Below are 21386 nucleotides of genomic sequence, written 5' to 3' on the forward strand. Positions count from 1 at the left end.
ACAAGGGATGATTCTCCGCCTCCTCCCGCCGAAAGACAGGAGTAGACGGTGAACCATCCCTTGTCTCCTTTCAGAGCATCTCTTTTCAGGCCATCTCTTTTCAGGCCATCTCTTTTCAGGCCTCCCTTTTCAGGCCTCCCTTTTCAGGCCGCTGCTTTTCAAACCATTACTTTTCAAACGGGAACTGATAGGGCAGGTCCAGCCTGTCCCGAAGCTCAATCAGTTCCTTCTGGACAGCCTCTCCGACCGGGACACCCTTCTCTTTCCGGTCGAGCCAGGTGAGGTACTCCTTTTCACCGGCGGTATAAATGCGGTTATATCCGGGTGCCTTCTGGGAAGCGCGCAGCGCGCGGCAGATGTCTCCGGCTGTCTTTTTGAAGGTTTCAAGACCCATAAATGCCTCGGGGTCGACGACAAAGAAGAAATGGCCAAGGTGGTACATCTGAGGGCTCCCGTCACCGCTGACACCGGTGAGGGACTTCATAAAGCTCCCGCCCGCAAGCGCCGCGGAGAGGATCTCCACGACCGCGGCGTAGCCATAGCCCTTATAGCCGCACATCTCATCACCGGGTCCTCCGCCCAGAGGTGCCAGAGCAGCCGCGCCGTCCACCAGCGCCTGCAGGATCTCCTCCGAGTCCGTCATCTGTGACCCGTCCCGCGCGACCACCATCCCGGCCGGGGTCGGCTTGCCCATCCTGGCGTAATACTCGATTTTGCCACGCTGGACAATGGACGTCGCGCAGTCCAGGCAGAAAGGAAACTCCTCGTCCGTCGGGAAACTGAACGTAAGCGGATTCGTCCCCATCATGTTCTCCACGCCAAAGGTCGGTGCGATCGAAGGCCGGGCGTTTGTTCCCGTGATCCCGAGCAGTCCCTCTTTGGAGGCCATTCCCGCCCAGTATCCCGCTATGCCGTAGTGGGTGGAGTTGCGGATCGCCCCGCCTGCCATACCGCATGTCTTTGCCTTCCGGATCAGCATTTCCATCATCTGATGGCTGGCCACCATTCCCATCCCGTTGTGCGCGTCCATGACAACAGTCGTGGGAGTCTCCCTGAGGATCTCAACCTCAGTGACGGGAAGAAGCGTCCCCCTGACGATCCTGTCAATATAGATCGGTTTAAACCGGTTGCATCCATGGCTCTCAATACCCCGGCGGTCCGATTCCAGAAGCACATCCGCGCAGACCGCGGCGTCCTTCTCCGGCACTCCGTACGCCTTGAAGACATCGATCATAAAATCATTCATCAGTTTCCACGGAACATAAGGCCTGTTCTCTGTCATTTTATTCCTCCTGCTGTACACGCTGCTGTTGCACATGTTCTGTTCTTAGCTGTTACGTTCAATATATCAAAAAACCGGCCTGCCGGAATTCTTTTCAGGATTATTACGAAAATCCTTTTTCAAAAACCATTTTATGAATTCTACTATTCACAATTCTACTGTTCAAAATTCTGCTGTTCACAATTCTGCTGTTCAGAATCCTGCTGTTCACAATTCTACTGTTCAGAAGCCCTCTCCGGATCCTTCTCCAGGATAATGTTAAGGAAAATCGCGCACAAGCCTGCGGGAACGATTCCGGATCCGCCGAAGACATAGCCGACCCATGAAGGCAGCATAGCCAGAACATTGGGCGTTGAACCCAGTCCATAGCCGAGTCCGAGCGAAACAGCCACGATCGTCACCTCGCGGTTGCCAATGCCGTCTTTCGTGATCAGCTGGATACCGCTCACCACGATGGATGCGAACATCATGACTGCCGCCCCGCCGAGCACAGACTGGGGCATCAGCTGGATGAGTGCGGCAAGCTTGGGGCAGAAACCGCAAAGCACGAGGAAAATCGCTCCCATCGACAGGGCAAACAGGTTGACTATTTTTGTCATTCCTACAAGTCCGACATTCTGACTGAAGGACGTGTTTGGAAGAACTCCGAAAAACGCGGCAAAGGTCGACCCGATCCCGTCACAGATGACTCCGCCCGAAAGCTCCCTGTCCGTAGCCTCACGTCCGAAACCACCCTCCGTGATTCCTGAAAGGTCTCCGATCGTTTCTAATGTCGTCACGACAAACATGATCATAACGGGAATGATCACTCTCAGATCAAAAACAGGCTTTACCGGCATCAGTTTCGGCAGGGAGAACCAGGCTGCCGCTGAGACCTTGTCCCACTGAAGGACCCAGGAATGGGTCAGGACCTGGTCTTCGAATACATAAGTTGTCTCCATGAACAGAGGCAGGATCGCACAGATGATATATCCTATGATAATACCGAACAGGATCGAGGCAGATGAAAGAATACCTTTAGTAAAATGTCTGAGAAGGATGATGGAAAACAACACCGCAAAACCGATCAGCAGATTAGTCAGTGAGCCAAAATCCTTATTATTATTGCCGCCTCCGAATGAATTGACTCCCACACTGATCAGAGACAGACCTATTGCAGTGACAACTGTACCCGTTACAACACTCGGAAAAAAACGACGCAGAGGTTTGAGCAGGAATCCGAGGACCATCTCAAAGAGGCCGCCGATCATGCAGGCGCCCAGAATCGCCCCATATCCGATCACGCCTCCTCCCATTGACGCGGCCGCACCGCTGAAGACCCCGATGAATCCGGAACTGGTGCCCATTACACAGGGAAGCCTGGCCCCGACAGGACCGATGGTCCACATCTGCACCAGTGTTACAATCCCTGCTACCAGCATCGCATTCTGGATGACCGGCACCATCAGCCCCGCATCTCCAAGTGAACAGGCACCTCCGACGACAAGGATTGGTGTCAGGTTGCCGACGAACATCGCAAGAACATGCTGCATTCCCAGGATGATTGCCCGTCCCAGAGGTATGCGGCCTTCCAGCTCATACTCGGAGGTGATTACACTAAGGTTGTTTTTTTTCTTCCTTTTTGTCTCTGCATTTGCCATACCAGTAACCCTCCCTTCTCATATCCAAATAGCCAAATTAACTTTATCACAATAAAGTCATGAAAGGAAGAATAAAGTCGCTTTACAGGCAGTCATCAAAAGGCTATAGTTACCGTATATACCCCCTCGAAATTCGAGGCGTTTTTCGCGGGTTTTCCGCGAAAAACCCGAGTGGAACAGCGTTCGCCCCATTCGGGAAGCGAATTCAGCATGGGCGAACGCAAGTTACTGCATTGCGAAGCAATGATTCCGCCCTTCGAGGGGGCGAGTAACAGGCTATAGTGTAAATGAACAGGAAATCTTTGCCGGGAATAATCTTTATCAGAAAAATCTGTGACAGATTAGTTTTTTACCAAAAATCATTGTCATTAGAAAATTGTCATCATTGTCATTAGAAAGGAGCTCCTGCCATGAAGAGCCTGCTGATCGCGGATACGACACGGGAAGAAAGAGAACAGATCGTCAGCGAATCCATCGGAAACATCGACGGTGCCTGTGACGGATGCAGTCCCGGCTTGATCCGCATGTATCAGGATTATATTGACGGCAGAAAAGAACTCCGCGAGATCCACATGGAATTTAATGCCCGCTATATTTCCGGTGCGGAAGGCCCGGATAAAAGCGGATGCGGCTTCAGCTCATTCTAAAATCTTCAGCGGTTTCCAGCGCAGATAATCCCCGGATACCAGGTGATACACTCTTCCCCGGTATTCGCCATGGATACTGTCGCCAAACCTGCTCTCACCATGGCTGTGCGCGTAGACCACCTGCTCAGCGCCGAATTCTTCGGCCATGTCCGTAAAGCCGCTCCGCTCCTCCAGGATACTGGTGGGCGGATAATGCAGGAACATGATGTATTTCCTGTATCCATCCGCTTTTGCAAGTTCAAAGGATCTCCGCAGCCGCTGGAGTTCCCGCTCCACCAGTTTCTTCGCATGTACTTCCTCTTTTTCATCCCAGCCGATCACCCTTCCCCGGCGGTCAAGATAAAAAGGGCCCTCAAAGGTAAAGCCCTTTGTCCCGACAAGAGCATAATCCTGATAGGTCTCATAACTGTCCTGAAGAAACGTAAGACGGGGCTGATACAAGGCATTCAACTGAGAAGTTTTTTTCACATCCCAGAACATGTCGTGGTTGCCGCGGAGCAGAATCTTCCTTCCCGGCAGGCCGCAGATATACTGCAGATCCATTTCACACTCGGAAAGCTTTCTGCCCCAGCTGTGATCCCCGGCCAGAACCAGGGTGTCCTCGTCAGTTACCGCCTTCCGGCAGTTCTTCAGAAATTTTTCTTCATGATTTTTCCACACCCTGCCGTACAGCTGCCCGGGTGCTTTCAGCACAGACTGATAATGCAGATGCAGATCGCCGATCGCATATAAACTCATAACTATATACCCGCTAAATACCCGTATATACCCACTGAATACCCGTCAAAATATATGACTGCTAAAAGCCACATGAAGCCGCAATAAGGTTTCGAAGGTTTCAAAGGAGGTACTCTCATGTCAAAGAAACTGGGAAATATGATCAGGGAAGCACGCACGGCAAAGGGACTGACGCAGGCAGCTCTGGCAGAGCAGGCCGGAATCACTTCTTCCGAAGTCGGCAAAATCGAGAGGGGAGAAAAGGAACCCGCCCAGGATGTCATCCGGCTTATGGCAAAGGCTCTCGGTGTGACCCAGAAGTCCCTGCTGGAAGCCGCAGCTGGATCCGGCAGCGCTTCCGGAAAAAAGCCTTCCTCCTCTGGAAAAGCATCTTCCTCCGGAAAGACATCTTCCTCCGGAAAAACGTCTTCTTCCGGAAAAACTGCCTCCGCATCAAAGAAAGACGCCGGCATCGGCACACTCACCGCAACTGAGAAAAAACTCGTTCAGCTCTACCGCAAGGCTGACAGCGGCACAAAGAAAGCTGCCATGCAGCTCCTGTCAGGAGACGGGAACCTGCTGGAGATCCTGGCCCCTGTAATCCTCGGAAAAAAAGATGTGTCCTCCAATATGTCCTCCATGGCCTCCGGTCTGTTTGAGTCTATCCTCTCCGGAAAAACAGGTTCACAGGCAGGCCAGACAAAGGGGTTCACTGAAGAAACTGAGTGAACCAGATCAACAGATCTACATCCCAAACTCACGGCACAGAGAATCAAAACGGGCTTTTTCCTTGTTTTTCACCGCTTTGGAAAGATCATTCATGCAGTGGTGAATAACATCTGCGTCTTTGAGTACCTCGTCCATCGGGCTGTCCACGGCCAGCTTATCATCATGGTGGTAAACAGCAGAACAGATCATATCGGTCTCTGCGTCGTCCGTCAGCCCGAGCTGCCCGAGGATCTCCCTCGCAAGAGCCGCCCCCAGATGTGCATGGTCATCATAAGATCCGCTTTTATAAGCATGCAGATCATGCAGCATTGCCGCCATGGCGGCAAGTTCCGGATCCAGTCCGCGCTTCTTGGCGATCATCGTTGCCGCCAGCGACACACCGTACAGATGATTGACCGCTCCAGTGCGCTTATCCGGGTTTTCCATGCGGTTGATCTCCGCATCCACCACTTTTCTGAGTTCTTTTAATCTGCTCATGACAATTTCCCTTCCTTTTTGCACGCTCTTTTTTTAATGCTCTCTTTATTGTGTCCTCATTTTTATCTTACTACAGTACAGGCCGCCTTGAACTCGAACTTTTTTGCGTATTTTCCAACGTAAAACCTGAGGGAAACAGGTCTGTACTTTATCTTTTCATACAATTTTCTGTTTTTTCTTTGCATTCACTCCGAAATATTTTTTATTATAATATAGGCAAACTTGTTTTCAAAGCATCTTCCCTGCTCTTGAAAAACATGAAAAAGCAATAAAGAAAAACCGGATAGAGAAGACCCCGGGAAGGGAAGAATCCAGGAAGAATCGGATATCCGGGAAAGATCGGAATAAAAGGAATTATAGAAAAGACAGACCGGAAACTACAGGTACAGTGCTTTGTGAAGCATGATGCTGAACACATTTTTACAGGAGACAATATCCCCAGGCTTTTGTATGTCAGCAGGCAGAGGCTGGATGCGAGCCGGCACCCCAGGATCATGCATGCGCACGAAGATTATACGGAAGTCGTTCTGATCACGGAAGGCAGCAGCAATTATCTGATCGATCACAGGCAGTATGCGGTGGAAAAGGGGAATCTGCTGGTGTACAACCCGGGCATCGTCCACGACGAGGTCGCGCGGGAGGGCGCGGAGGTGGAGACCTGGTGCGTCGCGGTCGGCGGAATGCGGATGCCGGGGATCCGGGAAAATGCCCTGCTCCCGGATGACAAAGGATGTGTCTTCCGGGCGGATGCCCTGTTTGACCAGATGAGCAGTCTCTGTGAGATCATGTTTCAGCTGCTGTCGGGCCAGTACGTCGGAGCAGCGACATACTGTCACGGACTGCTGCTCTCCTTCCTGACAATGGCTCTGGCCGTTGCAGGACACCAGGACCAGTCCCTGATCGCCTCCGAAGAAGAAGAATCCGCCCTCGGCACCCGGGTCAAGCGGTATATCGATGCACACTTCCGTGAGCCCCTGACTCTGCAGATGATCGCGGACGCCCTGAACGTGAGCACCTATTACATGGCCCATGTTTTCAAGGACATGTGCGGATATGCGCCCATGACCTACCTGCAGAAAAGACGGATCGGGGAGGCTCAGACGCTGCTGATCCACACTGACCAGACCATCTCGGAGATTGCTTACAGCCTCGGCTATGACGCCCAGAGCCATTTCAACCAGCAGTTCTCCAGACATGTCGGAATGCCGCCGGGAGAATTCAGAAAGCACTATGTCGTGTCCAGACAGGAGAAATGACAATAACCATACCCTGCATGGCAAACAACCGTACTTCTAAAGGTACTCCAAAGGCTTCCAAAAGGAGCTTTAAAAGCAATATTCTGAAAACAGACAAAAGAAATAGCCTTAAGCCGCCACAGTTTTTCCTCCTGAAAAGCCCGTAAAACATGGAAAATCCGACATATCCCAAAATGTGATAAAGCAAGATTTTTAAAGCGAAACCGATATCTCGCCTGCTATCATGACGACAGTGAAAAAAGCAGTGCAGCACACAGCACTGCGGAACAGGTAAGCAGTGCAGCACACAGCACTGCGGAACAAATAAGCAGTGCGGCACACAGTACCGCGAAACAGATCTGCAAAGGGATGTAAATTTTCAGGATTCAAAAAAGGATTCAGGAAAGGATTTCGAAAGGAGAAAAGAATCATGAAAAAGCTTAAGGTGGGTGTTATCGGAGTCGGTCGTCTTGGTTATGAGCATGCATGCAATATCGCGAACCGCGTTCCCGGCATGGAGCTCGTCGCTATCTGCGATGGCAACGCTCCCCGCGCAAAGGAAGTCGCTGACGAGCTGAATGTTGAAAAGGTTTATTCTGAGCCCGCAGCCATGTGCGCAGACCCCGAAGTGGAAGCAGTTGCGATCTTCACCAATACCGCCTCCCATGTGGATATGATCCGCATCGCAATGGAAGCCGGCAAGCATGTTTTCTGCGAGAAGCCTCTGGCAGAAAATGTTGAAAAGTGCCTTCAGGCAGAGGAGATCATCAAGGCACATCCCGATCAGGTCTTCATGCTCGGCTTTATGCGCCGCTTCGACAAGTCCTATCGGATCGCAAAGAAAAAAATCGAGAACGGCGACATCGGCAATGTAGTCCTGGTCCGCTGCTACTCCCAGGATCCCAGGTCCACATTTGACAGCTATCTGCCCTTTGCCCCCACTTCCGGCGGCCAGTTCATCGATATGTCCATCCATGACATCGACCTGATCCGCTGGCTGACTGGCTCCGAGCCCAAAAAGATCTGGGCGATCGGCGGCTGCTTCGAGTACCCTCAGTTCAAGGACTGGGACGACGGTGACAACGTCTCCTGCCTGATGCAGTGTGAAAATGACGTCATGGCCTTCATGTTTGCCAACAGAACTGCCGCCCACGGCTCCGCTGTTGAGACCGAGATCGTCGGCACCCACGGCACACTCAGGATCGGCGCCACTCCTTCCTCCTCTCTGGTAGAAGTACTCAGCGACCACGGTGTATGCCACGAGTGCTATCAGGACTTCGTCAGCCGCTGGCACGATGCCTACATCACCGAGATGGAAGTCTTCTGCGATTACGTAGCTCAGGGCAAGGCTGCAGAGCCCAATGTCTATGACGGAACAAAAGCTACCAGAGTCGCCTATGCCTGCAAGGAATCCTTCCTCAAGAATGAGCTGCTGACTCTCAACTGATCCAGTTTATCTCAACTGGTCCAGTTTACCTCAACTGATCCAGTTTACCTCAACTGATCCGATTTAAAGAATAAATAATGATTTAAATAATGATTTTTGTAAGGGGCCTGTCTCATCGTCGGTTCACAATCTGTGAACTGATGCGGCAGGCCCCTTAATGATTTTTTATTGGTCTTTTATTTCAGAGCTTCGCGGATATTCCGGTCAGTGGGTTCCAGACCGTAGGGCCATTCGATCAGGCGCACATTGTTTTCCTCGCAGAGAATCCTTTTCTGCCGGTCAAGCTCCTGCCTCTGCAGCAGTGCCTCTTCACCTCCGAAAAAATCAACCGGCCGGTAGTGCTGGATCCCCTGGTATTCGATGGCCGTCTGCAGGGACGGAATGAAGAGATCGAGACTCTGCCGTCCCAGCCAGTCAGGTCGGTACTGATAAAGGGTGTCCTGATGCCTTTTCCGTACAGCATGGAACAGCGTCAGCTCATGCTTCCACTTGGGCTTTATGATCCCGTCCGCCGTAAGCTGCGTCCTGATCTTCGTCCGGGCAAGCCGCCAGTCCGTGCGGTACCCGTCTTTTTCCTCATAGAGGGTGAGGTCCTGGTACCACCACTGAAAAAAGGGCATAAGAATCTGTGTAAGGCTGAGGAAAAAATCAAGCTCCGACGAAAAATAGCCGGCCTCCAGTATATGGTCAATGTTCCGCCTCACGTAGACTGTTTTGGAGGGATTGTGGTAAAAGGGGAGACTCCCCTGATACTTTGCGATCCTGTCCGGCAGAAACGGGGACCGGAGAACGATGCCTTCCTCCTGAAGGTGGCTCTGGTACCAGGGAAGAGAATAATCGTAGATGGAGTATCCTCCAAACAGGTCGCCGGACCCGTTCGTATACAGCAGATGATACATGAGGAGGACGTCATCCATATTCCTTTTGTCGAAAACAGCCAGATAGTGAATCTTTTCATCGTCCGGGAACAGATTTTTTATCGGGTGAAAGATCTCTGCCCTCTTACAGACCTCCGCGATAACAAAAAACTGCGACACATAGCTTTCCGGAAAAATGAAACAGGCCTTCCTGTCCGTATCGATATCCGCAAACTGCTCCATGAAAGCCCGCACATAAGGATTCTCTGCCGGAGGCCCGGAACTTTCAATCGGTTGTCCGGAGCTCTCAACCCGTTTTCCGGAGCTCTCAATCAGTTTTTTCGTGGCATACCGATATGGAAGGTCCGCCCAGGAAAGCTGCACAAGGAAGCGGTCATATTGATTTTCCTCATATTCTTTCCGGAGATCCTCGAAATCCTTCTGCCAGGACTCGTGATCCTGCAGGAGTGCGTCAAGTGTCGAGAACGCTGCCATTTCATGGTATTGCGGATACCGTTCCCAAAGCATTTCGATCCTGTCAAAAGAAAATGTCAGAGGAGTTTTTTCGTGAACCGGCGGGTAAAGCCCGGCCTCACATTCACAAGTCTCAGCTCCGCGAAATTCAGATTCACAGGCCTCAAAGACGTTTTTAAAAAGCGGCATATGGTAATTCCCGAATTATATGCTATACTACGATATGTTTATTCTACTATCTGGACAGTTTGGCTGCCGGCGCATAGTCCGAATGCTTTTCCTGTCCAGTGTGGTTACACAGCCTCTGTTTGTTTTTGGTTCGTTTTTACTGATTTTTGTGACTGCGTATTCACTGCTTGCTTTGGTTTCGTTTCCACTATTTCATTGGATACGTGACCGCAGTTGTCTTTGGATACATAACCACTGCTTTCTCCGGCTGCGCAGCCATTTATTTTTCAATATATTCTTCTAAGGAGGCGATTTATTTTGGAAGAGTTATTGTCTGTATCTATTACACTTTTCGCCGGTCTGATGATGACACGTGTCTTCAAGGCCCTGAAAATCAACTTCCCTGATGTCACGTCTTTCCTGCTGGCCGGACTTCTTGTCGGGCCTTATATGCTGGGACAGCTGGGCATCCCCGGCCTTGGTTTTTCGAGCATGGAGGCTGTGGAGAAAGTCACGGTCCTGTCCAACGTGGCTCTGGGATTCATCGCTTTCGATATCGGAAATGAATTCCGCCTGTCCCACCTCAGGGAAACCGGAAGGACGGCGACCATTATCGGCATTTTTCAGGCCCTGGCCGCCACACTGCTTGTGGATATCGCACTGATCCTGCTCCATTTCGCGCTGGGCGAAGATGTACTGCCCCTGCCGGTGGCCATTACCCTGGGCGCGATCGCCTCTGCTACAGCACCGGCTGCCACCCTGATGGTCGTCCGACAGTACAAGGCAAAAGGCCCCCTCACAGACCTGCTCCTGCCGATCGTCGCTCTGGACGATGCCGTCGGCCTAATCGTTTTCGCGGTTTCCTTCGGTATAGCACAGGCTGTCGAAGGAGGCACCCTGAGTGTCATCTCTGTAGTAGTCAACCCCATCGTGGAGATCATCTGCTCCCTGCTTCTGGGTGCAGTTATGGGCATCATCATGTCTGAGCTGGAAAAGCTGTTCTTTTCCAACAGCAACCGTCTCTCCATGACCATTGCCTTCGTGACCATGACCATCGCCCTGTCCTCACTGAGGTTTTCCCTGGGCCCGGTCACGATCTCCTTTTCCTCCCTGCTGGTGTGCATGATGCTGGGCACCGCCTTCTGCAACATGAGCCTCTTCTCGCCGGATATCATGTCCCGCGCGGAGAAATGGACATCTCCCCTGTATGCTGTCTTTTTTGTGCTGTCCGGCGCCCAGCTTGAACTATCGGTCTTCCGCTACCCGTCCGTGATCCTCATAGGTATTGTCTACATCGTCATCCGATGCGCAGGCAAATACTTTGGCGCCCGCCTCAGCGCAGCCGCCACACACTGCAGCGACACCGTCCAGCGCTATCTGGGCATCACCCTGTTCCCCCAGGCAGGCGTGGCTCTGGGAATGGTCGTCACCGCCCAGGCCCTGGGCAGCAGCTGCGGATCCATGATCCGCAACATTATCCTCTTCTCTGTAATGATCTATGAGATCTTCGGTCCCATGATGACCCGCGATGCCCTGCGCAAAGCCGGCGAAATCACACCGGTCAGCCCCGAGAAAAAGACCAGAGACAGATTCGCGCACAGAAGGGAAGCAATTAACAAACGGCAGGTTAAAAACTGGCCTTTCTAAGACCGGCCTCCGCAAATGCGGTTTACAATGGCCACAGACAGAGCCGATAAGGAGAGAATCCTCCTTTCGGCTCTTCTTTTTTTACTTTAACGCGCAATTCATTCATATTGCTTTAACCCTTAAGGCAAACGATTTAAACTGCTGAACATATCCTGCCCCACAGCTTCTTAACATACAAAAAGGATCTCAGCTATGTTAAGATTAAGGTGTCGAGTCAAAATCAAACATGTAGAGGAGATCCTTGTGTCTATTGTAAAAGACTCCGCGTTCAGTTTCAATAACCAATTCAGGATATATAAGCAGTTCAGGATAAAAACGCAATTTTTTGTCCAGAAAAAATTCGGAGAATGCCCCTAAGACAGTTCAGGAGCAGGCAGTCAATCGCTCAGAAACCCATACTCTCAATCACTAATGAGGGACCTATCATGGCAGTTTTTGTGACAGGCGCAACAGGTTTTCTGGGGACAGAAGTAGTCTCATCCCTCCTCCGGAGTACTGACGAGATCATCTATGTCCTGGTGCGCGCCGAAGACGAAGAAGCCGCCACGCACCGGCTGAAATCCTTCTGGTATGAAAAAAAAGACCTCTACTCCCGAATCGGCAGCCGGATCCATCCGCTCGCCGGTGACTTCACACAGCCGAATCTGGGCCTTTCCCTGCCCCGCCCACTCTTCCTCCCCATGCCCGCCTTAAAAAAGGCCGGCCTTGCCCACAACCGGAAGACCTCCCCCCATCCTCACCATCATGGCCCTGGCCATGAAAATCACCGAAACGGCACAGGAGAACACACTGCACTAAGCGCCAGGTTCCACCAAAAAGAGACAGAGAACCGTCCTCTGTATCCTTTTCGGGCAGTCTGCCCTGTCCCTTTCCCGGCGATCATACCACATCCATGTCAGGCTGCACTCTATACCCTTACCCGTCCGGATAAGATATAATAATCCCAACGTGAATCCGAAATAAACAAAATCTCGGGCATGCACGCGCGAAAATAAGCCCATACACTAAACAATCTAAATACTATACGATACGGAAGGTTATAAACAATGCGAGTACAAAAGCCAAAGCACACTCTTTACATTTTCCTTGCAGTTATTCTCTGCATGGTCGTATGTCTTGTTATCCTGAAAACAGGAAATACACCGGAACCTGTGACAATGAATGTGTCTCTCTACAAAGTAGTCCCTGATTATGATTCATTTAAAAAAACAATCGCGGATCGCTGGAAGGAGAAGCATCCGGAAGTAGAACTGAATTTTGAAAATTGGGATTGTTACAGCGGAGAAGTCCCGGAGGGCCTGGACGTCTTTGTATTCGATACTATAAGCCTGGACTCGTTTGCGGAAAGGGGATTCCTTCTGGCTTTATCAGAAAAAGATATACAGGATTATAATGATTTGATCCCGTCCTTCGTGGAGGGATGCCGTGTTAACGGAACGCTCTGCGTGATACCCCAATTCCTGTGCACAGACCTGCTCTATACGCGCAAAAAAGATGCAGACCTGAAAAATGTACAGAATATTGACGACCTCTATAGCGTTCTCGGTGACAGCGGACTACTGCTGGAAAAGTATTCTTTCACCAGCAAGATCGGTCTGTATTTACAGGCATTGATTGATGAAAAGCAAAGCTATATGGATCAATATCCTCCCATTAAGGAAGGGGAACTCTCCCCTATAGCAACTGACTCGCTGGAAAAAATGAGAAAAATGCATTTGACAGATTCCGAAGGTGACCTTGAAGACGAAAGCCGGTTTTATTACGCCCGGAAATTTGCGGAAGGCATGGGACGAGCATACATCGGGTATTCGGAGGCAATGAATGAAATGGGGGAAAGCGCATCCGATATGGACTTCCGGCTTTTCTCCATGACAGGTGATGAAAATATCCCCGTGTTTTATGTAGATGCCGCCGCAATAAACGCGAAGATCAGCGACAAGAAGCGCGCACTGGCGCTGGATCTGCTCAATATCATCACAGGCACAGACGCCCTGACCAGAGCCATTGCCAATGACAGTGATCCGCAATATCTGCTTGCGGCGAGATACAGTATTTATGACGCACTGAAATCAGATTACCCGATTTATAAGGATCTCAAGAATGTCGCATCGGTTCCTGATGCATTCGTATTCCGGATCAAGCCGGACGGGAACGACTATCTGGAAGAGGCAGAAAAGAACAAAGATGCTATGCTTCCCCTGATGAAGTAATCCGGAATCAGACGATCCATAATCAGGCAATCCACAATCAGGCAATCCACAATCAGCTGGTTCAAAATCTGCTGATCCATAAACAGCTGATCCATATTCAGTTGGTCCAGGTAAACTGAACCTGTCTAGGAATTTCGATCCACTAAGAAGTACGGAAGAGCCATGACAAATCAAAGCAGAAACATAACAAATTAAAACAGACACAAAAAGAACAAAAAGATTTAGAAAGGAATCCTTACTATGCGATTACAGGAGCAGGTTTTTAAAGCCTATCAGGAGGAGACCTCCTCGAATATGGAGGCCTGTCGAAAGGGCGCTCTGGCAACTAAGGAAGCTCTGGAACACTCCCCCTTGTACTGGAACGGAATTCTGGATAAGACAGTGCATATTCCAAAAGTATTTGACGAAGAAACGATCGAACACTTCCGGCAGATCGCGGCCACGGGATACCGCATTTTCGGGAAAGTGATCCGGGAATACCGGGAGAATGCGGCTTATCGCAGGCTGTTTCCTTTTTCAAAAGAACTGGAAGACCTGATCCTTCTCCCCGCCCCCTATGAGGGATTTCTCCCGATCGCGCGTTTTGACCTGTTCTATCATGAAGATACAGGCGAATTCCAATTCTGCGAGATCAATACCGACGGCACCGCTGCCATGATCAGAGACTACGAACTGCGAAAGGCTCTCATCCATAATCCTGCCCACCAGGCCGTCATCCGCAAATACGACCTGCGCCCCTTTGAACTGTTTGATACATGGGTGCAGACTTTCCTCGCCCTGTATGACACCTGTCCGAAGAAAAAAAGCCACCCGAATGTCGCGCTCGTTGATTTCCTTGAAAATGCGACTTTGCGGGAATTTGAGGAATTCACCCGTCGTTTTCAGGACAAAGGGATCAACTGTGAGATCTGCGACATCCGCACGCTCAAATATAAAGACGGCATCCTGTACTCCGCAAACGGAAACCGGATCGACGCCATCTACAGACGGGCTGTCACTGCGGATATCATGGACCACTATGACGAGGTGCCTGATTTTTTGAGCGCTGTGCGCGATAACGCCGTATTCTTCGCAGGGGCTTTTGCCACCCAGATCATCCACACAAAATGGCTGTTTTATGCCCTGCACCACCCGTCGACCTCCACCTTCCTTACAGAAGAAGAAAGACTTTTTGTAAAAAAACATGTCCCCCTGACCCTGGCATTTTCCCCGGACTACATCACACTCGATGAAGTCCTCAGACGCAAAAACGACTTCATTTTAAAACCCATGGACGCCTATGCATCCAAAGGCATTTATGCGGCCGGACGCGAATATACGCAGGATCAGTGGGAGACACTGGCGGCAGGTCTCTATGGTAAAAAATATATCTGCCAGCAATACTGCGAACAGTATCTTACCGACAACATTGACTTCGCCTGGGGAGACGGCAAATGGCACCCCTACATCAACATGCCCGGCCTGTATGTTTATAACGGTAAATTCGCCGGCATCCTGATGCGGATGGCCTGCGGTGAAAATATCATCGTGGCCCATGAAAATGAACGTACGGCACCGGTTTTTGAGGTAAGAGGACTCAGATAAAAAATCAAAAAAAGGATCTTCCGCAGACAGTAGTAATTTGCAGATATCTTTCCCGGAATTAGTGATTCCTGAAGAAAAAGTCACTGACTGATGCGGAAGATCCTATTTGTCTCCTCGATTTTTTCAATCACTAAAATATCGGCAGGGAGCCAGTTCACCTGGCGCAGATCGTTAAGCGGAAGCCACCTGGCTGCTTCATGTTCCAGCAGGATCAAGCGTCCTTCCTTAATGCTGCACCAGTAGCATGCCATTGACAAGTGAAATTCCGGATAGTCATATTCTACGGTAGTGAGATACTCCCCCACGGAAATATCTGCAGAAAGCTCTTCCCGGATCTCCCGCACCAGGGCCTCCTCCGGTGTTTCTCCCGGCTCGATCTTTCCGCCGGGAAATTCCCACCAGTCCTTGTAGCTGCCATATCCCCGCTGGGTTGCAAATACGACAGGCTCCTGCTTTTCATCTTTCGATCTGATAATAGCCGCAACAACTCTAATTGTCTTCATACAGCCTTCTCCTGAAAATCCAGTCCTGCTTCAAGAATAGCGGCCTCTGGATTTTTTCAAAAATTATAAGTATTTTTAAAAACTGTAGAAATGAAAGCCTTACTATTTTATCATAGTTTATTTCATCCACAAAGGTTATCGGGAAGCCCTGTTTATCCTCCGCAGCAGAGGCTCCGCAACAGAGGTTCCGCAACAGAGCCTCCGCAACATAAGCTCTCCATAATTAAGCTCCGCCACAGAGACCCGCAGTAACGCCAGCACACAGAAGATCCGATCGTTTCCCGGGGCAGAAAGCAGGCTTTCTTCACAGTTTTTGGAATTGTTATCTTTTTTTAATAAATTGGAAATCATGGTTTTAGAATCATGGTGTATGATAACAACTGTGAACAGGAAATAAGCGATAAAGCAAACGATAGATTTCATACTCCTCCCCCCTTTATGTTAAAAAGCCCTTCGCAATGGCGCTGACTGGCAGGCTGATGCCGTGTAAGCCAGAACCGTTGCGAAGGGCTTTTTATGACCCTTTTATCAGATATCAATTGATCTTTTTATCTTATTCGAGAATGTGATCCTGTGCAATAAAAAAGGGGACTATGCCTTCCAGACTAAGGGTGAATACGGATTATCGATTCTGACCGACAGCCTGGCCCCCCTGAAGGCTCATGACGGTACGCCCTATGAATACTGCTTTGGCATGAACTGCTATGGTTATCGTGATATTGCGAGCGGTAATATAGTCGTAGAAAATACGGACGACAGCATTCATTTTGAGATACCCTATCATGAAAAGGGCTCGATTACTAACCAGGGCAAAATGATCGCCAAAGGTGTCATTATGTACTCAGACTATAACAGTAAGGATTATGAACTGTTTCGTTACGGAGACCTGCTCTGCAGTTCAGACACTTATTCGATATTTTCCATGTATGAGTCACTGGGAGAATACAGTTCCATTAATCAGGAATATGTAGTATTTGGAATGGGCGGAAAGATCCTCGTAATCCAAACAGATACAGGTAAACTGACTTACCAGTCATCGGAAGATACTCTTGTGGCCAGGGACTTTCCGGTCCTGGTCTTTCGAAACGGCAGCTGGCTGAATTTCAGAGATCCGAATGGAAACCTGGTTATGAAAATCTTTGCCCACCAGAACAGCGGAGACTGAATAACCCCAAAAACATTTTCAGCGCCTGTGACAATCAGTTTTGCCACAGGCGCTGCCGCATTTTATTACCTCTTATACAGGCCAGCTCTTATGCAGGACCTTTTATGCAGAGTTTCTTATACAGGGCTTCTTGTGCAGAGCTTCTTATACAAAGCTTCTTATGCAGAGCTTCTTATACAGGTTAGCTCTTATACAGGCCTGCGGGCAATCATCAGGATAAACACAAGCAGCAGAACCGGCATGATGTCAAACACAAACCCGATCACGGATACTGCCAGAAGGATAGAGATGATGAATCCCAACCCGCTGAAGAGCCAGCCCAGCAGCCGAAGCCCGGCTCCAAAAATAAGTCCTACGATTTTCAGAAACAAAACAAACATAATAATTGCCATAAGAGTGATCATAGATACCTGCCTTTCCGCCCTTCCGGGCATTAAAAAAGACTTTTATCACAACCTGCAGCCTCTACTGTTGCTGCAATTGTGATAAAAGTCTTGCTGTCTCAATCTCCCGAGGGTGTCGCCCCTGTCCTGACGGGTGGATTCCGGCACCGGCGCCGTTCAGCTACTCCCTTTTATCTTTATCCTCGAATTTTATCCTCGAATTTATCCTCGACGGATATTATTAGCCTTGAAAGACGCTTTTATCCTCCAAGGATACTGCCATGTCAGCTGTTCATATTCATATTCTACGGCTGACGTTCCGGCTGACAGTACAATAGCACAGAGATGAGCCGGTTTCAAGCAGCATTGATAAAGAATTGATAAACTTATCCGCAACTTATTATAAAAAGCATTCGGCTATTTTCGTTGTATCCAAAGCCCACATACGGTATGATAAATAAAAGGAACCCGGAAGCTGCCGTGAGACATTTTTCCTGTTTTTCCGGTATCCCCAATTTAACTTTTTTTACAAGGAGGAGTAAAAAATGAAAACATTTAAACGTCTGGCAACAGCTGTTCTGATTGCCGCCATGTTATTCAGCTCGGTAATGGTCATGCCGGCCGAAGCGGCAACCCGGCTCAGCACACCGTCAAACTGCCGTTTTGTCAAATGGCAGAGTAAAACCATGACTTACGCGGAAGTGGGATGGAACAGCGTAAGCAAAGCCAATGCCTATCAGGCCGTGATCTCCTGGGCAGATAATACGAACAAAAAGTATTTTAATACCTCGGATACATCTATTACATTCACCGGTCTGGCTGTCAACCGCGTGTACAAGGTCAGGGTTAAGGCATTAAAGGTCAATTCTGAGGGAACAATCACTTTAACCAGTCCCTGGTCCAGTGCCGCATACATCATACCTGCCCCGCCCGCAAAATCTGTAGCAGCTGAGAGCATTGAAAATCACACGGTCAGGCTCCAGTGGTACGGTGTATCTGGAAGCAACGGATATGATGTTTACCTGACAACTAATCCCAGAGGCAACTGGCATTATAGTCTGTCCACAAGCAGCGCAAAGTCCACTACCGTAATCCTCAAAAAGTACAGATCAAGCAAATTCAAGACATATCAGAACTACTACTACAGGATAATCAGCAAGAGATGGGTGAACAGCCGCTATATTAACAGCCCTATTCCTTCTCCTTCCTATTATGCGGGCTATTTCTATTTCTATTGATCATTCTATTGATCGTTCAATTGATTATCTTATTTTTAAAACTGCGTACACATAGATTCAGCTCTTATCCATTTCACAAGCCATCTCATATAGGAATATAATACAGGCAGGAGAAAGCACCGGCAGGCCGCAATGCGGCCTGCCGGTTTTCCTTTCCTGTTGGAAAGGGGACGGTTTTCTGTCAGGGAATCTCTCTGCCACAGCGTATTCCATCGCTTCAGTTCAGAAACCTCACTGCCGTGCCATATGCCATCACCTCTGCCGCGCTCTGCATAACGGAAGCCGAGCTGTAGCGGACAGCCACGATCGCGTCCGCGCCCATCGCCTCGGCTTCCCCGACCATGCGCTTTGTCGCCAGGGCCCGGGCATCATTCATCATTTCGTTGTACCGCGTCAGTTCTCCACCCACGAGGGTCTTCAGGCCTGCGCCGATATCCCGGACTGCATTTACTGTCTGGATCGTGCTCCCCTTGACCAGGCCAAGTGTCTCAAGTTCTTTCCCACAGATTGTTTCAGTAGTTGTCAAGATCATCTTCTTCACCGCTCCTTATCTCCCGGATCCGGGCAAACAACATATAAACCATACCGATCCCAAGCAGTACAAGCGGGATCGCAAGTATGAGCGCCAGGGGCTCTTCCACGAGAGCCTGCATCAGCATCGCCCCATAAATAAACAGATAGAGTAGAAATATGATCGTGATAACCACAGGCGCAATCATCTTTTTCCCATGTGGTGACATTTTCCGATCCGCCTCCTCCCTATAAAGCTAAACACTCTGATAAAGAACATTCCGTAAAAAAACATTCTGTTAAGAACATTCCGTAAAAAAACATTCTGCAAAGAACACTCCATTAAAGGAAGTTCCTTTAAAGCGTTTCCTTTTATCAGATATCTTATCAGAAATCTTATCAAAATCCGGACAGTTTCCCGGCGCTCAGTCAATAAAGCTCCTTCAGCACCAGCACGGTGATCCCCGGGTTGTCGCCGGGCATGATTCTCTTTACTTTCGGTTCGTATTTATACCAGTCATAGATCATGGACCGAAGGCTGGTGCCTCGATTGTAGCCGTGGATCAGCTGCAGATGATAAGTCGCCGGCCCCGCCGCCGCGATGGCCTTATCAATGACCTTGATCGCTTCCTCCTGCCGCAGACCATGAAGATCTATTTTTACAAACGCCTCACTCATAGGATTTCCCCCTCAAATTCAAGACTCGCTGACAAAAAGACCTGACCAAGCCTCAGCCAATCCTCATACCGGAGCATACCTGCGCAGGATCCGCTGCACCGGCGCCAGGTATCCGGTCCCGAACAAGTTCAAATGGTTCAGCAGATGGTAGAGATTGTAGAGGTCTTTTCTGTCTGAATATCCCGGAGGAGTGTCCGCGCAGCTGAAATAAGTACGATAAAACGGCTGGGCAAATCCGCCGAAAAGCTCCGTCATGGCGATATCCGCTTCGGGATGGCCATAATAAGCTGCCGGATCGATGATCCATGCTTTTCCATCCGGCCCGGTCATGACATTTCCGCCCCAGAGATCCCCATGGATCAGGGAAGGAGCCGCCGGCTCGATCAGGTATCTGTCCAGATGGTCCAGAAGAGAAACGGCCCGGGTCCTGTCTTTTTTGTCCAGATATCCATCTGCAGCGCGAAGCTGAGGTATGAGCCTGCAGTCCCGGAAAAAATCGATCCAGGATGCGTGCCAGGTGTTGATCTGCTTTCCCGCTCCGATAAAATTATCCGCGGCAAAGCCAAATCCTTTCCTGTTTTCCGGCGGTATCGGCGCCCTGTGCATGGCCGCAAGCTCTGCGCCAAGTGTTTCCCAGTAGTCGCGGATCTTCTGTCCGGAAACAAGAAGCTCCTGCAGTAAAAAGGAAAACCCTCCCGGATCCGTCCCGATCGCCAGGACCTTAGGCGTCCCGATCTTTCCAGTCTGCGCGATTGCAGAAAGCCCCTCTGCCTCCGCCTGAAAAGAGGACAGCATGGGACCTGTATTGGTCTTCATAAAGAGACCTGTGCCGTCCTTCAAGGTCAGACGAAAGGAGTCGTTGGCATCTCCCCCAAAAACACGCGTCTTATCTGCAATCCGTGCATCCGCCCCGAAAATCTCCCGGATGGCGTCATCAAGAGAGTAAAACATACTACTGCCCTCCACCTGTGTCCTCTGAGCCGCAATTATCCCCGCAGCTGAGCGCGGTTCCCTGCTCCGCAGCTTATCCCCGCAGCCGAAACCTTTTCCCCGACTCAATTCATTTCCGCAGCTGAGCCCGTTTCTTTTTGTCGTAATTCACATAGATATATTTGCTCTCCCATACAGGATCGCGGTAATCACTGTATTCACTCATCTGGCAGTCGTTATAAAGATCCTCTGAGTTTCCTGTCAAGTAAAAAGATTACCAGATTTCAAGATACAAATTGTCGCCTTTAAAGCGACAAATAAACCCACTTCCTACAGAAACCAGTACTTTAACTTTACATCAAAAAGATGATTTGTAAAAGTGATTAAGCCTCAATAAAGATAATCAGAAATAGCAGGCAGCTGCACATGCCCCTCTTTCTTAACGATGATCAATATGAAATTATGTTGATTCTGGCCGCTGCCGAAGCGCCGCGAATCTGTCCCCCTCGGGACTCCTGGTCATTTCTTTTCTGTAAATACCCGCGTTAGGTTCAGGTCAGGCCACATGCGGGAATACGCCTTCACAGCATATATTCGAAGGCTCAAATTCCGTCTTGAAACAATAATCCTGCGTCTGTTAGAATGAAAATATCCAAAGGCATATGCATGGGGTGGCAGGCCCTGCCCCCGCGTGCTTTGTCAGACCGGTGCCGCACCGCGGCGCTGCCGAAGTCTCATTATTCCATGGGGCTCCGGCAGACCTGCTTTTGCAGCACCGGAGCCCCTCCGCACACAATTTTATTGCAGGAGGTGCATATGACAAAGAACACAGTCACCATAAGCGCACAGGGAGCAGCTTCCGCGG

At 49.8% G+C, this 21386-nt stretch carries 21 protein-coding genes; 10 read left to right on the forward strand and 11 right to left on the reverse strand.

Annotated elements, in window-relative coordinates; genetic code table 11:
* Positions 1-166: 166 nt before the first annotated feature.
* Positions 167-1282 (reverse strand): Ldh family oxidoreductase, encoded by a 1116-nt coding sequence (locus BLT02_RS06520; protein ID WP_092992748.1) that lies wholly within the window; start codon positions 1280-1282, stop codon positions 167-169.
* Positions 1283-1497: 215 nt separating this feature from the next.
* Complete coding sequence (locus BLT02_RS06525) at positions 1498-2922, reverse strand: uracil-xanthine permease family protein (protein WP_092992750.1); 1425 nt, start codon at positions 2920-2922, stop codon at positions 1498-1500.
* Positions 2923-3332: 410 nt separating this feature from the next.
* Here BLT02_RS06525 and BLT02_RS06530 point away from each other — a divergent pair, with 410 nt between their 5' ends.
* Positions 3333-3569 (forward strand): purine biosynthesis protein PurH, encoded by a 237-nt coding sequence (locus tag BLT02_RS06530; protein WP_092992752.1) that lies wholly within the window; start codon positions 3333-3335, stop codon positions 3567-3569.
* Here the strand turns inward: BLT02_RS06530 and BLT02_RS06535 are convergent.
* A complete protein-coding gene (locus BLT02_RS06535) occupies positions 3561-4307 on the reverse strand; it encodes a metallophosphoesterase (RefSeq protein WP_092992754.1) in 747 nt (248 codons plus the stop codon). The genes BLT02_RS06530 and BLT02_RS06535 overlap by 9 nt on opposite strands.
* Before the next feature lie 117 nt (positions 4308-4424).
* Between BLT02_RS06535 and BLT02_RS06540 the strand changes: the two genes are divergently transcribed.
* On the forward strand, positions 4425-5015 hold the full coding sequence (locus BLT02_RS06540) for a helix-turn-helix transcriptional regulator (protein WP_207649390.1): 591 nt from the start codon (positions 4425-4427) through the stop codon (positions 5013-5015).
* A 15-nt stretch (positions 5016-5030) separates the two neighbouring features.
* On the opposite strand, the gene BLT02_RS06545 is transcribed toward BLT02_RS06540, so the two are convergent.
* Entirely contained in the window at positions 5031-5492 is a 462-nt protein-coding gene (locus BLT02_RS06545; RefSeq protein ID WP_092992756.1) for an HD domain-containing protein, read from the reverse strand.
* Between the two features lie 395 nt (positions 5493-5887).
* On the opposite strand from BLT02_RS06545, the gene BLT02_RS06550 reads away from it, so the two are divergent.
* Both BLT02_RS06550 and BLT02_RS06555 read left to right on the forward strand, forming a co-directional pair.
* Entirely contained in the window at positions 5888-6748 is an 861-nt protein-coding gene (locus BLT02_RS06550) for a helix-turn-helix transcriptional regulator (protein ID WP_092992758.1), read from the forward strand.
* A gap of 409 nt (positions 6749-7157) precedes the next feature.
* Entirely contained in the window at positions 7158-8174 is a 1017-nt protein-coding gene (locus BLT02_RS06555; RefSeq protein ID WP_092992760.1) for a Gfo/Idh/MocA family oxidoreductase, read from the forward strand.
* A 176-nt stretch (positions 8175-8350) separates the two neighbouring features.
* Here BLT02_RS06555 and BLT02_RS06560 read toward each other — a convergent pair whose 3' ends face one another.
* Positions 8351-9559: a hypothetical protein gene (locus BLT02_RS06560; RefSeq protein WP_139187465.1), complete on the reverse strand. Its 1209-nt coding sequence runs from the start codon at positions 9557-9559 to the stop codon at positions 8351-8353.
* 432 nt (positions 9560-9991) lie between these two features.
* On the opposite strand from BLT02_RS06560, the gene BLT02_RS06565 reads away from it, so the two are divergent.
* The 4 genes from BLT02_RS06565 to BLT02_RS06580 all read left to right on the forward strand — a co-directional run bounded on the left by BLT02_RS06565 (position 9992) and on the right by BLT02_RS06580 (position 15114).
* Positions 9992-11320 carry a cation:proton antiporter gene (locus BLT02_RS06565; RefSeq protein ID WP_092992764.1) on the forward strand — a complete coding sequence of 443 codons (1329 nt, stop codon included), beginning with the start codon at positions 9992-9994 and terminating at the stop codon, positions 11318-11320.
* Positions 11321-11745: 425 nt separating this feature from the next.
* The gene (locus BLT02_RS06570; protein ID WP_175453726.1) at positions 11746-12258 is read left to right on the forward strand and encodes an SDR family oxidoreductase; all 513 of its coding nucleotides are present in this window, start codon (positions 11746-11748) and stop codon (positions 12256-12258) included.
* A gap of 108 nt (positions 12259-12366) precedes the next feature.
* The gene (gene bcmE / locus BLT02_RS06575; protein ID WP_092992768.1) at positions 12367-13530 is read left to right on the forward strand and encodes a thiamine pyridinylase; all 1164 of its coding nucleotides are present in this window, start codon (positions 12367-12369) and stop codon (positions 13528-13530) included.
* 240 nt (positions 13531-13770) lie between these two features.
* On the forward strand, positions 13771-15114 hold the full coding sequence (locus BLT02_RS06580; RefSeq protein ID WP_092992771.1) for a hypothetical protein: 1344 nt from the start codon (positions 13771-13773) through the stop codon (positions 15112-15114).
* A gap of 80 nt (positions 15115-15194) precedes the next feature.
* On the opposite strand, the gene BLT02_RS06585 is transcribed toward BLT02_RS06580, so the two are convergent.
* Complete coding sequence (locus tag BLT02_RS06585; protein ID WP_092992773.1) at positions 15195-15617, reverse strand: (deoxy)nucleoside triphosphate pyrophosphohydrolase; 423 nt, start codon at positions 15615-15617, stop codon at positions 15195-15197.
* A 565-nt stretch (positions 15618-16182) separates the two neighbouring features.
* On the opposite strand from BLT02_RS06585, the gene BLT02_RS06595 reads away from it, so the two are divergent.
* Entirely contained in the window at positions 16183-16782 is a 600-nt protein-coding gene (locus BLT02_RS06595) for a hypothetical protein (RefSeq protein WP_092992777.1), read from the forward strand.
* A 188-nt stretch (positions 16783-16970) separates the two neighbouring features.
* Here the strand turns inward: BLT02_RS06595 and BLT02_RS06600 are convergent, their stop codons facing one another.
* On the reverse strand, positions 16971-17186 hold the full coding sequence (locus tag BLT02_RS06600) for a hypothetical protein (RefSeq protein ID WP_139187467.1): 216 nt from the start codon (positions 17184-17186) through the stop codon (positions 16971-16973).
* Between the two features lie 524 nt (positions 17187-17710).
* On the opposite strand from BLT02_RS06600, the gene BLT02_RS06605 reads away from it, so the two are divergent.
* On the forward strand, positions 17711-18403 hold the full coding sequence (locus tag BLT02_RS06605) for a hypothetical protein (protein ID WP_092992781.1): 693 nt from the start codon (positions 17711-17713) through the stop codon (positions 18401-18403).
* A gap of 217 nt (positions 18404-18620) precedes the next feature.
* Here the strand turns inward: BLT02_RS06605 and BLT02_RS06610 are convergent, their stop codons facing one another.
* From BLT02_RS06610 to BLT02_RS06625, 4 genes are all read right to left on the reverse strand, one after another.
* Positions 18621-18935: a heavy metal-binding domain-containing protein gene (locus BLT02_RS06610; protein ID WP_092992783.1), complete on the reverse strand. Its 315-nt coding sequence runs from the start codon at positions 18933-18935 to the stop codon at positions 18621-18623.
* Positions 18916-19143 (reverse strand): hypothetical protein, encoded by a 228-nt coding sequence (locus BLT02_RS06615; RefSeq protein ID WP_092992785.1) that lies wholly within the window; start codon positions 19141-19143, stop codon positions 18916-18918. The genes BLT02_RS06610 and BLT02_RS06615 overlap by 20 nt, the downstream gene beginning before the upstream one ends.
* 199 nt (positions 19144-19342) lie before the next feature.
* Positions 19343-19591 (reverse strand): Smr/MutS family protein, encoded by a 249-nt coding sequence (locus tag BLT02_RS06620; RefSeq protein ID WP_092992787.1) that lies wholly within the window; start codon positions 19589-19591, stop codon positions 19343-19345.
* Positions 19592-19654: 63 nt separating this feature from the next.
* Complete coding sequence (locus BLT02_RS06625) at positions 19655-20542, reverse strand: fructosamine kinase family protein (protein ID WP_092992789.1); 888 nt, start codon at positions 20540-20542, stop codon at positions 19655-19657.
* Positions 20543-21386: the final 844 nt, after the last annotated feature.

The organism is Sarcina sp. DSM 11001, from assembly GCF_900101015.1.
In the GTDB taxonomy this organism is placed as follows: domain Bacteria; phylum Bacillota; class Clostridia; order Lachnospirales; family Lachnospiraceae; genus CAG-791.

Excerpts from the sequence above, each read along its gene's own strand:
- BLT02_RS06520 (WP_092992748.1), bottom strand. The coding sequence starts at position 1,282 with ATGACAGAGAACAGGCCTTATGTTCCGTGGAAACTGATGAATGATTTT.
- BLT02_RS06525 (WP_092992750.1), bottom strand. The coding sequence starts at position 2,922 with ATGGCAAATGCAGAGACAAAAAGGAAGAAAAAAAACAACCTTAGTGTA.
- BLT02_RS06530 (WP_092992752.1), top strand. The coding sequence starts at position 3,333 with ATGAAGAGCCTGCTGATCGCGGATACGACACGGGAAGAAAGAGAACAG.
- BLT02_RS06535 (WP_092992754.1), bottom strand. The coding sequence starts at position 4,307 with ATGAGTTTATATGCGATCGGCGATCTGCATCTGCATTATCAGTCTGTG.
- BLT02_RS06540 (WP_207649390.1), top strand. The coding sequence starts at position 4,425 with ATGTCAAAGAAACTGGGAAATATGATCAGGGAAGCACGCACGGCAAAG.
- BLT02_RS06545 (WP_092992756.1), bottom strand. The coding sequence starts at position 5,492 with ATGAGCAGATTAAAAGAACTCAGAAAAGTGGTGGATGCGGAGATCAAC.
- BLT02_RS06555 (WP_092992760.1), top strand. The coding sequence starts at position 7,158 with ATGAAAAAGCTTAAGGTGGGTGTTATCGGAGTCGGTCGTCTTGGTTAT.
- BLT02_RS06560 (WP_139187465.1), bottom strand. The coding sequence starts at position 9,559 with ATGCTTTGGGAACGGTATCCGCAATACCATGAAATGGCAGCGTTCTCG.
- BLT02_RS06570 (WP_175453726.1), top strand. The coding sequence starts at position 11,746 with ATGGCAGTTTTTGTGACAGGCGCAACAGGTTTTCTGGGGACAGAAGTA.
- bcmE (WP_092992768.1), top strand. The coding sequence starts at position 12,367 with ATGCGAGTACAAAAGCCAAAGCACACTCTTTACATTTTCCTTGCAGTT.
- BLT02_RS06580 (WP_092992771.1), top strand. The coding sequence starts at position 13,771 with ATGCGATTACAGGAGCAGGTTTTTAAAGCCTATCAGGAGGAGACCTCC.
- BLT02_RS06585 (WP_092992773.1), bottom strand. The coding sequence starts at position 15,617 with ATGAAGACAATTAGAGTTGTTGCGGCTATTATCAGATCGAAAGATGAA.
- BLT02_RS06600 (WP_139187467.1), bottom strand. The coding sequence starts at position 17,186 with ATGATCACTCTTATGGCAATTATTATGTTTGTTTTGTTTCTGAAAATC.
- BLT02_RS06605 (WP_092992781.1), top strand. The coding sequence starts at position 17,711 with ATGAAAACATTTAAACGTCTGGCAACAGCTGTTCTGATTGCCGCCATG.
- BLT02_RS06610 (WP_092992783.1), bottom strand. The coding sequence starts at position 18,935 with ATGATCTTGACAACTACTGAAACAATCTGTGGGAAAGAACTTGAGACA.
- BLT02_RS06615 (WP_092992785.1), bottom strand. The coding sequence starts at position 19,143 with ATGTCACCACATGGGAAAAAGATGATTGCGCCTGTGGTTATCACGATC.
- BLT02_RS06620 (WP_092992787.1), bottom strand. The coding sequence starts at position 19,591 with ATGAGTGAGGCGTTTGTAAAAATAGATCTTCATGGTCTGCGGCAGGAG.
- BLT02_RS06625 (WP_092992789.1), bottom strand. The coding sequence starts at position 20,542 with ATGTTTTACTCTCTTGATGACGCCATCCGGGAGATTTTCGGGGCGGAT.